10 protein-coding genes and 1 riboswitch are annotated in these 13,838 nt (G+C 24.8%); of the genes, 4 read left to right on the forward strand and 6 right to left on the reverse strand.

The features are described from left to right. Window positions 1-122 precede the first annotated feature (122 nt). Complete coding sequence (locus tag LPC13_RS07510) at window positions 123-665, forward strand: RIO2 family protein (protein ID WP_005211281.1); 543 nt, start codon at window positions 123-125, stop codon at window positions 663-665. Continuing rightward, the gene (locus LPC13_RS07515; protein ID WP_195244350.1) at window positions 665-1,501 is read left to right on the forward strand and encodes a metallophosphoesterase family protein; all 837 of its coding nucleotides are present in this window, start codon (window positions 665-667) and stop codon (window positions 1,499-1,501) included. The genes LPC13_RS07510 and LPC13_RS07515 overlap by 1 nt, the downstream gene beginning before the upstream one ends. Window positions 1,502-1,599: 98 nt before the next feature. On the opposite strand, the gene LPC13_RS07520 is transcribed toward LPC13_RS07515, so the two are convergent. The 3 genes from LPC13_RS07520 to LPC13_RS07530 all read right to left on the reverse strand — a co-directional run bounded on the left by LPC13_RS07520 (window position 1,600) and on the right by LPC13_RS07530 (window position 6,151). Next, window positions 1,600-2,160 carry an ECF transporter S component gene (locus tag LPC13_RS07520; RefSeq protein ID WP_195244351.1) on the reverse strand — a complete coding sequence of 187 codons (561 nt, stop codon included), beginning with the start codon at window positions 2,158-2,160 and terminating at the stop codon, window positions 1,600-1,602. Window positions 2,161-2,206: 46 nt separating this feature from the next. Then, on the reverse strand, window positions 2,207-3,190 hold the full coding sequence (locus tag LPC13_RS07525; protein ID WP_005211274.1) for a nucleoside hydrolase: 984 nt from the start codon (window positions 3,188-3,190) through the stop codon (window positions 2,207-2,209). Window positions 3,191-3,443: 253 nt separating this feature from the next. After that, a riboswitch (PreQ1 riboswitch) is annotated at window positions 3,444-3,488 on the reverse strand. Between the two features lie 80 nt (window positions 3,489-3,568). After that, window positions 3,569-6,151 carry a 3'-5' exonuclease gene (locus tag LPC13_RS07530; RefSeq protein WP_005211272.1) on the reverse strand — a complete coding sequence of 861 codons (2,583 nt, stop codon included), beginning with the start codon at window positions 6,149-6,151 and terminating at the stop codon, window positions 3,569-3,571. A gap of 167 nt (window positions 6,152-6,318) precedes the next feature. Here LPC13_RS07530 and LPC13_RS16970 point away from each other — a divergent pair, with 167 nt between their 5' ends. Together LPC13_RS16970 and LPC13_RS07535 are read left to right on the forward strand one after the other, a co-directional pair. Further along, complete coding sequence (locus LPC13_RS16970) at window positions 6,319-6,453, forward strand: hypothetical protein (RefSeq protein ID WP_005211271.1); 135 nt, start codon at window positions 6,319-6,321, stop codon at window positions 6,451-6,453. Window positions 6,454-6,645: 192 nt separating this feature from the next. Then, window positions 6,646-8,001: an MATE family efflux transporter gene (locus LPC13_RS07535; protein WP_005211269.1), complete on the forward strand. Its 1,356-nt coding sequence runs from the start codon at window positions 6,646-6,648 to the stop codon at window positions 7,999-8,001. A gap of 25 nt (window positions 8,002-8,026) precedes the next feature. Here LPC13_RS07535 and LPC13_RS07540 read toward each other — a convergent pair whose 3' ends face one another. The 3 genes from LPC13_RS07540 to LPC13_RS07550 form a co-directional block, all read right to left on the reverse strand. Next, window positions 8,027-8,599 (reverse strand): hypothetical protein, encoded by a 573-nt coding sequence (locus LPC13_RS07540; protein WP_005211266.1) that lies wholly within the window; start codon window positions 8,597-8,599, stop codon window positions 8,027-8,029. 216 nt (window positions 8,600-8,815) lie between these two features. Beyond that, window positions 8,816-9,334 carry a GNAT family N-acetyltransferase gene (locus tag LPC13_RS07545; protein WP_005211263.1) on the reverse strand — a complete coding sequence of 173 codons (519 nt, stop codon included), beginning with the start codon at window positions 9,332-9,334 and terminating at the stop codon, window positions 8,816-8,818. Between the two features lie 203 nt (window positions 9,335-9,537). Further along, the gene (locus LPC13_RS07550; protein WP_005211261.1) at window positions 9,538-13,821 is read right to left on the reverse strand and encodes a DUF445 family protein; all 4,284 of its coding nucleotides are present in this window, start codon (window positions 13,819-13,821) and stop codon (window positions 9,538-9,540) included. Window positions 13,822-13,838: the final 17 nt, after the last annotated feature.

Genomic DNA, 13,838 nt, shown 5'->3' on the forward strand with positions numbered 1-13,838 from the left:
CCAAATACATCAAATTTTACTATAAAAAATAGAAAGGCTTTTTAATTCATATTTATTAATAAAATGGTACTTCGTAATATCTAAAAACATATAGTATTATTATTAATTTTTTATGGTGATAAATGAAATTATATGAAGGTATAAATATAAATGAATTACAATTATTAGGAACAGGTACACAAGGAAAAGTTTATAAAATTGATGAAAAAAAGTGTATTAAAGTTTTTAAAAAAAGAACTTATTGTGAAAATGAAATAGATACATTACTTATGTCACAAAATAACAACCACTTTCCTAAGCTTTATAGCTACGGTGAAAATTATATTATAAGAGAATTAATAACAGGCATTGAATTTGATAAATATTTATTAAATAATTCACTTACACCAGCACTTGCTAATAAAATATTAGAGTTATATGAAGCTATGTCAAAAGTAGGTTTTTCAAGATTAGATACTGCATTATTTCACATTTTTATAACTGATGATGAAGAATTAAGACTTATAGATACAGCTAGAGCTATGAAAAAGACTGTCGTATATCCATCCTTAATCATTAATGGGTTAAATTCTTTTGGTTATAAAAATCAATTTTTAAGTTTTGTTAAAATTGTACGACCTGATATTTTTAACAAGTGGATTAATACTTTAAATAAGGAGAAATAATGAGATTTATTGTTTTTGGAGATTCAAAAGGTAAAGAAAATGGTATAAACAAAAAAATATTAAATTCCATTTTAAACGAAAGCAGTAGACTTAATCCTAAGCCCGATTTTGTTATTGTTTTAGGAGATTCCATAGCGGGAGGTGATAACCCCAATATTCTATTAACTCAAATTAATGACTTTAGAAACATAGTTGCTAGTTATTATCCCAATAAGCCCCTAATTCCAATAGTAGGCAATCATGAAGTTAATATTAACCCATCTGATGAAACTTTAGAACAGTTATTTAGCAAATGCTATGCTGATCTTAAAGTCACTAATTATTTAGAAGGATATAATAAAACTGTCTATTATATGGACTTTCCCGAATGCAGACTAATAGTTCTTAATTCCTTTCATTACGGTGAAATTCATAGAATTACTAATAATCAACTAAAATGGTTTAAAGAATCTTGTGCAGAAAACAATAAAAGAAAGTTAGTTTTTGTTCATTCGCCAGCTTTTCCTACTGGAGCTCATCTTGGACATTGTTTAGATTTATATCCTAAATACAGAGATGAGTTTTGGTCAATAGTTGATGAATACAATATAAAAGTAGTCTTTTCCTCACATGAGCATAATTATTCAAGACGTATTATAAATAATAAAAATAGTATTTATCAAATTATTTCAGGCGGGGGTGGTGAAAAGCTTAAAAATAAATATAGTAGTAAAAGTGGCGTCATTATACCTCCTATTGCTGTATATCATTTTGTTGTTGTAGATTTAAATTCTACATTTATTAAAATATCCGCAATTAACCTTAAAGGAAAAGTTCTTGATGAATTTATAATATAAAAATAACCAGTAAGCTAAACTTCTAAATTTATAGCTACATTTAACTATTTGCTATAAAATAAGCATATTAAGCTTCTACTGGTTATTTTTATTAAAGCTTATTCTACATTCTTTACAGCTCCTATAATTTTAGATGGAAAAGCTTTTATTAATGTTAATACAAGGCAAACTGTAATAGATTTATCTAGTAAATCAAATAAAATTTGTGTAGAAAATATACTTGCTACTATATTTATTCCTGCTTCTTTTAAATACATTATTATAAAAGAAGTACCTGAAGATGTTATTCCTCCAAAAACAAAAGCAGAAATTAAAGATGCTACAAATGATCCTATTACAGTTACAATTACAATTCCTAAAACTATTGCTTTACCTTTAAATAAATTTTTTCTATAACAAAGACCTGCCATAAAACCAATTATTATTTGAACTGGCATAAAATATAGTGAATACGGGTCAAAAGTAAGCCCATTAATTAATGATGTTACAAGCCCAGTTAATACACCCCCTATAGGACCAAATAAAAATGCTGATAAAAAAGTTCCTATGGTATCAATAAATATTGGTAATTTTAATGATGTTGCAACAAAAGCTCCAACAATATTTATTACTACGGCTATTGACATAAATGTAATTTTAAAAGTATTATTTCTATTCATATAAAATCCCCCTAATTATTTACAATTGATTATTAATATATAAGATTTATCGAAAGTTATTTACTCCGTACCTAGGATTGTTAAGTACTATTTCAATATCCTCTTTATTATCTGGAAATATTCTTTCTAAGAACATTTTCATAAATTTATCTGAATTTACTTTTGTTAATACAAGCCCATTATGCTCTTTTTTATAAAATTCACCTATATCAACTAAAGTTTGGCCTATAGCAATACCATCTGTAACTATATCTAAGTAAGAAGTAAAGCCTTCACAAATGCTCCTATCTATGAAATAAGCTACAGCTAATGGATCATTTATTACACATCCTAAAGTTTTTTCTTGTTTCCAATGGAAATCAACATAAAATCTAGTTACATCTACAATAAAATTAGCTACATCCCCACCTATTTGTTTTATAAGTTCTATAAGATTAGGTGTTAGTACTATTTCTCTAGTTACATCTAAGCAAACCATTGAAAAAGGTACTTTGCTTTTATAAAATATTTCTTTTACCCCATGAGGATCAACCCAATAATTAAATTCAGCAACTTGTGAACAGTTACCATGTGATTTAAAAGCCCCACCCATAGAAACTATTTCATTTATCATATTAAAACTAAGTTCATCTTTCTCTATAGCTTTTGCTAAGTTCGTTAATGGACCTAAAGCAATTATGCTTAAATCACCTTTTTTAGCATTTTCTAAAATAAAGTCCACACCACCATAATGTATTTTAACATTGGCTTCAGCATAATTAGTTTCACCAAGACCATCTTCACCATGAGTATCTTGTGCTGTAATAAGTTCTCTTATTAGTGGGAATTCCTCACCTATGTATACTGGAATAGCTTCTCTGTTCATAAGCTTTAAGACCTTTAGTGCATTTTTTGCACCTTGATCTGATTTAACATTTCCTGAAACTGTAGTAATACCTATAACTTCTATTTCTGGTGAATTTAATGCTAAAATTAAAGCTAATGAATCATCAATTCCAGGATCACAATCAATTATTACTTTCTTTTTCATTTTTACTCTCTCCTTTAATTAATAGGTGTATGTATTAGACTGAATATTACTATCTAACACAGTATAACGAAGATAAAATTTACATTCAGAAAATAAAAAAATGGAATAAACTTAAAAGTTCATTCCATCACAAAATAAAGGGAGCCTTATCAAATGACATGGCTCCCTCATATATTAAAATCTAGTTTATATTTCATTGTAATTTATGCAATAAAATTAATCTAATAAACTTTTAAAATATTAAAAAGTTATTAGGGTCCTAGTTTTTTATAGAGGGATGGTTACGAACCTCTCTCAGAATTATTCTGAGTATATAAATTTTACTTTTACAGTATAACCCTATATTGGTATTTTATCAATAAATATTTTAAATAAAAATTATTTAATTTCAATATACTTACTTGGTATAAGTTTTACAAATCTACTAACATCTTTTCTATACCCATATAAACCTTTAGTATTTGATGTTATATAGAGCCTCTTCTTTGCTCTTGTCATAGCAACATAAAAAGTCCTTTTATCTTCGTCCATTCTTCCACTTTTAACAGCTCCATATGAAGGGAATGTTTCCTCCTGCATTCCTGCTAAAAATACATTTTCAAATTCTAATCCTTTTGATTGATGAACTGTAATTATAGGGATTCTAGGTTTTTTACTTCGTTTAATTATTAATTCTTCTAATTCGCCATTAGATAGTCCTGTCATTTTTATCACATCTAATAAAGAATTTCTATTGCTCTTTTCAGGAATATCTAAATCTTTTAGTAATGAATAGAAATCTCTTAATCTTTCTAGCTTTTCTACTCCGCCTTCACCTTTATATAAGTTTTTAACTCCTAAATCATTTATAATATAAGGTATAATTTCATAAGCCCTCATATTTTCTGATGATTCAAATAAAGAATTTAGCTTATTAGTTATATCATTAAAGCTCTTTAAATATTTACTCATAAAAGCCATTCTTTCCATTGAAGTTGGTTTTAAATATTTATTAACTGCATAAACTAATAACTCTCCTGTTGCAAGTATATCATCCATTGCATTATGTGATGGCTTATGACTTGTGTCAAATATTCTACTTAAAGTTTCAAGCTTATGATTTATAGCATTAGGATAAAATCGTCTATATATATCTAATGTATCAAATACACCTTTAAACATAGGTTTAGCCATTTTAAGTCTTTCAAGTTCACTTGTTAAAATGCTTATATCATACTGAACATTATGACCTACTATTATAGTATCTTTACTAAATTCTAAAAAGTCATTAAAAACAGAGATTTTATCCTCTCCATTAATTCTTAAAAATTCGTCTGAAAATCCATGAACAAATTCAGAAGACTTAACAGATTTATTATTTTTTAAAAATCTTTCAAACTTTTCTATAACTTTTCCTTTATTATCAATCTTTATAGCTGCTATTTGGATTATTTCATCTTCAGTTACATCTACTCCTGTGCTTTCAACATCAAATATAACAACATTATTATTTTCAAGTTCATTTATAAGTAATGCATATCTTTCACCATACTTTATAACATTTGGATCAATATAATCAGATAATCTAATTCCTATTTCTTTATATTTATTAGATGCTATATCACTTAATGTAACTTCACCTATACCAGTTGGTAATCTCTCTATAATTCTACTAAGACTTAAAGAATCATTTCTATTAGCTATTAATTTAAGAAAAGCTATAATATCTTTAATTTCTTGTCTTCTAAAAAATTTATATTGATCTACCAATATAAATTGATAGGTAGAATTGCCTAAATTACTTAATGCTTTACTTAATGCAATATTATAACTATTGTCTCTAGTTAATATACATGTCTTAGAAATATCATTTCCACCTTGAATTAACTTATTTATTTCATCAACAATAAACTTACTCTCTGGAAAAATCCCGTCTCTTACAGCAAAAGCTATTTTATCTCCATCTATAGGTGACTCTGAAATTATACCTTCTTCATATATTGTGCTAGCTTTTTCTTTAAATGCATTGTTTAAAAAAGCTAAAGATGCATTAGTTAAATTTTTTGTAGCTCTATAATTTTTGTTAAATACTATTTTATTAGGTGAATACTTAGAGGTATACAGATTAAATATAGTATCTGGATTAGAACCTCTCCATTCATATATAGTTTGGAACATATCTCCACATAATAATATATTATTTTTATTAAAGATTTTTTCTATTATTGAATATTCAAGTGTACTAGTATCTTGAACCTCATCTATATTTATATACTTATATTTTTCAGAAAGTGACTTTACTACAGCTTCATCACTAAAAATAACTTGAGCATTTTCTATTAAATCATTAAAATCTAAGCCATGATTATTGTGAAGTAATGCATTATATGTTTTTATTAATTCATGTCCTCTATCTTTAAGATAATCTTTCATATCAAAGTTAATAATTCTATTTTCCTTACACATTTGATCTATAGCTTCTTCTTTGTGGTGGAAAATATCATCTATAACTTTTTTTATATCTTCATTATAATCATCAGTATAAATATTAAGTCTTGCTCTTTCGCTTTTAACCATATCTATAAATGACTTTAATCCCTTTACTGGGTAATCAAAATAATTACAAGTAGCTATAAGCTCCTTACAATCTTCTTCATCAAAAATTAAAAAGTCTGTAAATATATCAGTTCTTTTTTTTGCTTGTTCTTTAATTACATCAAAGCAAAAGCTATGAAAGGTTTTAATACTAATATCCTTAGCATTAGCCCCTACTACGGTTTCAATTCTATCTTGCATTTCTCTACAGGCCTTATTAGTAAAGGTTATACAAAGTATTTCTGAAGATTTAGCTTTTCCTTGATTAATAATATTAGCTATCCTTTTTGATAATACATCAGTTTTACCTGTTCCTGCAGAAGCTAATAAAAGAATATTCTTATCAAGCTCATTAACGACTTCCTTTTGCTTAGCATTTAATATCATATTTTCACTCCATTCATATGAGTTTTACCTTATACTAATTTTATACTACATTTTGAACATATATTCTATATTTAAATATAAAACTATTTTTTATAACAAAAGCCTTCTAGCAATTTCTTACTAAAAGTTTTTTGATATATATTTATTTCAGACGAATTATCTACTAAATGAAAATCTCAAATCTTTTAGGATGTGATATGTATTATAAAACAGCAGGTGTTTCAGCAAAAGAATACCGATGTTTAACTGATATTTTTTCAAAAGAAGAACTAGAAAAAGTAGCTAATATTGTTTGGTATTAAAAAATAATTCTTGACTAAATTTACCTATATCTGTACAATATAATCGTTCATCGGAGGGTGTAATAATTTTCTTTAAGAAATTTGCGCTGGATAAGATGGTAAGCGAAAGCTTACTAGCTTATCCAGCTTTTTTGTTTTAAAGAAAAAAATATTATATACACAAAATTAAATATTTATAGGAGGATATTAACTATGAGTAATTTAACGAAAGGTAAAATCAGTACAACACTATTAAAATTTGCAATCCCAGTTTTATTTGCAAGCTTATTACAAGCATTATATGGAGCTGCCGACTTATTTGTTGTTGGTCAATTCTCAGATTCGGCTGCAGTTTCAGCTGTAGCTATTGGTAGTCAGGTAATGCAAACTATAACTGGTATAATTTTAGGTATTTCAATGGGTGGAACAGTATTAATTGGTAGACGTATAGGAGAAAAGAATGCTGAAGGAACAGCAAAAGCTATCGGATCATTAAGTATTCTATTTATACTATTTGCAATAATATTAACGCCATTAATGTTTTTAGCAACAAATTCTGCTATTTCTCTAATGCATACACCACTAGAAGCTATTAGCTTTACAAGACAATATATTATAATTTGTTCATTAGGCATTCCTTTTATTATTGGTTACAATGCTGTAAGTGGTATATTTAGAGGATTAGGCGATTCAAAGACCCCAGTATACTTTGTATTAATAGCTTGTATAGTAAATATAATTGTTGACGTTGTTTTAGTTGGTGTATTAAAATTTGGAGCAATTGGAGCAGCAATAGCTACTATTTCATCACAAGCAATAAGCTTTATAATTTCTTTAATTTATATGATTAAGAAAGGATTTTCTTTTGAAATAAACAAAAAACATTTTAAATTGGACAAGGAGTCTGTTAAATATATATTAATAGTAGGATTTCCACTAGCTCTACAGGATGCTTTAGTTAATATATCATTTTTAATTATTACAGCTGTAATAAATACAATGGGATTAGTTGCTTCAGCTGCTGTTGGGGTAGTTGAAAAGATTATTATATTTGCAATGCTTCCTCCTACAGCTTTTGGTTCTACTGTTTCTGCAATGACGGCACAAAATATTGGCGCTGGAGAAATTAAGAGAGCTAAGACGGTTCTTCGTTATGGAATAATTTATTCTTTGATATTTGGGGTTTTAGCAATGATATATTCTCAACTATATCCCGAAACACTAACTTCAATTTTCTCAAATGATATCAATGTTGTAAAAGTTGCAGGAGAATATTTAAAATCTTTTTCTATTGATTGTATTATGGTAAGCTTCGTATTTTGTATGAATGGATATTTTAGTGGACAAGGAAAATCAACAATTTCTCTTATTCATAGTTTAATTGCTACTTTTGGGTTTAGAATTCCGTTAACCTATTTTATAAGCAGAATTGATGGAGCTACCCTTTATGAGTTGGGGTTAGCAGCACCAATCTCTACCTTTGTTTCAATTATAATTTGTTTCGGATATTTTTATTGGCAAAATAGAAAAGAGAAATTATCTACTAATGAAAATATAATTGCCTCATAGTAAAAAGAGCTGATTTCAGCTCTTTTTATTCTAATGATTCTTTTACTTTATCAAGTATATCAATTATACTTTTTTTAACTGACTTTTCAAAAGCTTTAAAATCTATTGACTGAATATCAGTAGAATTATTAGTAAATGAAAATAAACTTTCTATTACATTAGAATGTTTAACTTCATTTTTTTCCATACTTTCTCTTAATTCTTCATTTTCTTCTATTGAGTCAGTAATAGGAGTTACTAAAACTACTTTTTCTTCTGCACTTTCAGTTAATACTTTACTATTATCTGAAATTTCACTATTAGAAGTAAAATAAACTAATATAAATAAAAAAAACATTCCTATTAATATAACAACTATAATTGGAGCCCATTGTATTTTATTATCAATGACTTCTTCTTCTTCCTCCTCTTCTTCTATTTCCTTAACATATATATTATTTATTACATTATTTTTTTCTCTTTTAATTTCACTTATAATTCTTTTTGTAATTTCTTCAACAAGCTCTTCTTTAGATTCTTTTATATATTCATAGTAATCTTCTTTTTGCCCTATATGTTCAGAAATGCTATGCTCTTTTATTTCATCACTAATTTTCAATTATTATACTCCCCCTAACTAGTAAATTATTATAAATATATTTATCAACTATACATAATATTCATTATTTATATTAAATTTAAATATGGCTTTATATAAAAAGGTAATATTATAAAAATAACCTATAAGTTAATACTCTTTTATAAGTATTAACTTATAGGTTATTTTTAAACAAGCTCCTTGATTAATTTGTATTATACTAAAACAATTAATCTATTATTTGCTATTTTTATTTAACACCTTCTCAAAAGCAACTCTTTTACTTTTATCTGCTAAATAGATTATTCCACAATATTTAAAGTCATTTTTCTCAAGTAATTTTTGCATAGAAATATTTTCTTCATGTGTATCTATCTTTATACTATAAACATCTTTATTTAAGCAAAGCTCTTCAACGTATTTAATAATTTTTGATGATAATCCTAATCCTTTATAATTATTGTCAACAGCTATTCTATGAATAACTGCAAATTTATTGTTAGTAATCCATTTACCTTCATAAATAGATTCGTATGTCTTTTCCCCATCAAAAGAAATGGCGGCAGTAGCTACAATATTATCATCTTTTAATAATACGTAGCTTTCTCCCTTAGCAATATCACTATTAATTACATCCGGATTAGGATAATTGTCTTGCCATTGGTTAATTCCCTGTATCTTAAAATACTCCTGGGCTTGTCTAATAATATTCATTACACTATCTATATCTGTTTTAATTGTTTTTCTAAACTCCATTTTTCATTCCACCTTTTGTTTAACTATTAATTATTTTTTTAATTTAATACTCCTTTAAAATAATCAATACTTTATATTAATTTAACAACCAGATAATAAGTTTATTTAGCTATAAAAATTATAAAGCTATTAACAATATATTTATAAAAATCAAGTTATAAATTTTTAATTTATTTATAACTTGATTTTTAGGATAACTTAGTTTAATTAAGATTCTTTTTCCCTCTAATATATTCAATAATAGCCCATATAATAGGAATCCATAAATTTATTCCAAATACTGCTCCAACCATACCATAGCCATATAGTTTTTTAAAATATTCACCAGCAAAGGAGTCAAATAAATCATTTATTTCTTTAGAATCCATTTTTTCAATTTGCTTATAGGTTATATCTTTAAGCTCTAAGCTTTCTAGTATTGCTTTTGTATGAATAATAAGAACATTTAATATTGCTTCAGAAACTATTTTATTAATATCATCTTTAAGCTCTATATCTAAAATATTAAAGTTTTCTTTAGATAACTTATCAAATATATTTTCAATTGCTAATAATAATTCATTTTGAATTTCTGTATTTATTAAAACATTATACATAACTTCTTTAATATCTTTTGTTAACAATTCATCATTTAAAATAATAGATATATCTTTATTTTTAAATGATTTGCAATATATTTCTTTAAGTGTATTAACAACTCCATCATTTAAAGCTTCACTGTTTAAAAGTAAGTTAATAGCTTTTTCTGAAATATATTTAATATCATTTTCCGTTAAATTATTAAATACCTGCTGTAAAGTTATATTTTCTATAGTAGGTTTTAAATTATCTTTAAATAATTCTTTACTATACTTCACTAAAGATTTGCTATTTTTATTAATATTATCTATTACTTCATTCCTACCAAATTTTATTTCATTCTTAAACTTTAAGTATAGTTTTTCAGGATTATCTAAATTTAAAGGTAGTAATAGGGAAGCTATTTTTAGCTCTTTAATTTTATCAACTAATTCATCATTGATTATATTAATAGCTTTATTTAATTTTTTATCATTTGCTAATCCTTCAAATATATTATAAATTAAATCACTACTATTTATTTCATTAATTCCAATATTTAAATCACTTAATTTTACTGGATAAATAATAGTATTTAGACTATTACCTACAATAGCTTCTATTTCATTTACCTTTTTGCTAATAAATAATGGTAAATTTTTATTAACAGCAACATTTACACAATTATCAACTATTCTATCTCCACCAGCCATAGCATAACCCATTTTTTGAAGGAAATTTAATCTTGAATTTATGTTTTGCTTAACAAAATCTCCAATATAGTTTTCCTTTTCTGCTATAATATCTGTTAACTTAATAATTATGAAATCACTTATCTTACTTAAATTATTATCAATTAACTTTTTAATGTTACCATTAAACATAGATTCAATAGTTTTTTCATCACTTAACTCTTCTGTTAAGATTTCTTTGATTTTACAACTTAAAATATATCTTAAATCTATATAAATAAAGCCTTCTATTTTATTAAAAGATACTTGTTTTAAAGCTTCAATTTTGCTATTATCAAATACATTTTGTAAGCTTTTATTTGTTAAAGTACTATAAGCAGCATCACTACTTATTATAATATCTTTAATAACACTCTCCTTTAATAATTCTTGTGTCTTATTTTTTATTAAGTTATCTAATATATCTTCAATTCCATTTAGTAATGATTCTGGTAATAAGTTAACTATCCTTTTATCAGAATTTATATTTTTTTCTAAGTATGTTAATAAATATTTATTTAATAAATCTCTTTGCTTTTTAACTACACATCCGATTTTATTATATAAAGTATCCTTTCTATTTATATTAGTAGAATCTATATAATCTTTTCCTATGATATTAATTATCCTATCTGTTTTTATATTTAATATTTCATCACTTAAAATCTGGCTAATATTTTCATTATTATCCTTTGAAGCTTTAATTAGTTTATTATAAAAATACCTACAAACAAACTTCTTATTTTTTACAAGTGAATCATGTAAATATTTATAATTGCTATTTGAAATTAAATTAACAAGTGAGCTATTCATCGTTTCCTTTTTACTTTTAAATAACTCTTGTATTTTTATACCATTTAATATTTCGTTATCAATTACACTACCAATTCCATTTGCTAAATCAGATTTATGAGCTGGAATATATCCTAAAGAAAATTGCTTTAAAAATGGTATTTTGGCAAGGAATTTATTCTTTTTATATGGTCTAAATAACATTGCAATTGCAATTACATTTGTAAATACACCTATTAATCCCATAAGAAGTATTGAACCTAATAACTGATATATATTATTATAAGTTCCAAATAAGCTTATATTGTTTGAAAACAATCCAAATATAAGACCACCAATTAATCCAAGTACTCCTCCAAATATTGAAAGTGGCTGTAATTCAGTTCCCATAAACTTTTGAGCTAAATCACAAATTTCATCTTCATTAAGTTTAATTAAATTATCGTAAACTATAGTTTTAATTTTCCCTTTTAATAAATCTTCTAAATTATTCTCAAGATATATAGCTGCTTCATTGCTAATACTGGCAATTCTCTTATCATCCTTATTAAATTTAGAAATAATATCTGCTATTTTAATATCATTACATTTATCAAAGATAAAGTCTTCAAAATCTAAAAGTTTACTTTTTATACTTTCGATTATATTAGAATTATTCTTTTCAATAACATTACTTAAATCAATTTTATTTATTTCTCTTTGTATTTCATTACTTAAATACTCCTTTAAAGCTAATTCATTGCTTATTAACAATCCTTTTATTTTTTCATTACTACTATCTTTTATATTTTTAATAAGTTTATCTGGAATAATATCTTTAATAGACTTATCCTTAATACTATCTATTTTTGAATTAATTTTGCTTGAAGTAAATTTTAAAATAATATCTTTAAAGCTTTCTTTTTTATTTAGTACAAAGCCACTTATAATTTCTAATCCTTTTTTATTGAAAAGTTCTTTAAAATCAACAGTTACAAAATCACCAATCTTTTTATTTTTTTGCATTACTAATAATTGATTTACTAAGTTAGTACCATTATTAGAAAGTTCATTAATAACAAATTCACTTACTTTATTAATAATATTATCATTTAAAATATTATTATTTTCTAATGCTATAACAATATCTTTAATTTTTGTATTCTTTAAATACTTAACTATACCAGTACTTAATTTTTTAGCTTCACTATTATCTAATTTATAAGCTTCAATAAAATTAACTATTTTGTTTATAACTTCATTTTTAGTACTAATATCATCTAAGAAATGTTCTCTAACTAATGATACTATAAGTCTTTTAATGCTAGCATCCATATTTTCAATACCTTCATCTATGGATTGCTCAATTATATTATCAAATTCATCTTTATTAGCTAATATCCATTCACTTATATAAGGTAAAAATATAGGAAGCTTTTCATTGATAAAGTTTGTTAGCCTTTCCCCTATTTCATTTGGCATAATATCATAAAGTGAAAGATCTATTTCTTTAATTATTTCAATAAACTCTTTAATAATATCACTTGTAAGCTTAATTCCTTCATTAGACTTTAAGTACTTACATAAATAATTGCTAATTTCTATTCCAAAAGCTTCAATTTCTTTATCATCAATAAAATCTTCTAAAACTTTCTCTTTTAATTTAACTTGAAGGCTATCTATTACTTCTACTATTTCACTTAAATCAATTAACTTCTTTGTTAAGTCTATTATATTTTCATCATTACTAAAATACTCTTCGATAATATCTGTAATTATGTAATTTATATTTTCCTTAATAATTCTAATAGTATTATCACTAATTAAATCATTAACCTTAATATTAGAACTCTCATTATATATGTTATCTATAGTATTTAAAATACTACTATTTTCATTTATTCCTTCAGATATTAATTTATATAAATTTTCACTTACAGATTCAATTTGTTTTTGTGATAACAGTTTATTTAAATCAATATTTTCAGCACACTTTTGTAAAAGTCCAGTTAATATTTCTTCAGAATTTTCATTAGTAAATACTCTTATATTTTCTATACTATTATTAAATCCTTTTAATTTACTTAAAGTCTTATCATTAAAGGCTTCACTTAATGCTTTATTTAAGAAAGTATTAAAGATATTTGTTATCTCTTTTCTTACCTTATCGCTCGCTAAGCTTTCCTTTAAAGATTTACCATTTATTATATCTCTTTCAACTAGAGAACTTATTTCCTCAACAAATTCTTTTTTTCTATTTTTTATAACTCCTCCAACTTTATAATTAAGTATTACTTTATTTCCTATCTTAAAGGGTATGTATTCCTTAAATAGCATGCTTACTGCATATTTATTTGTAATATACCCTGCAACTGCACCTGAACATCCTTGTAATATATATATTAGTATCCTTGATATATTAATCATAGTTATGTCTCCTATTA

Origin of the sequence: Clostridium celatum (assembly GCF_021412605.1) — a bacterium.
Lineage (GTDB): Bacteria > Bacillota > Clostridia > Clostridiales > Clostridiaceae > Clostridium > Clostridium celatum.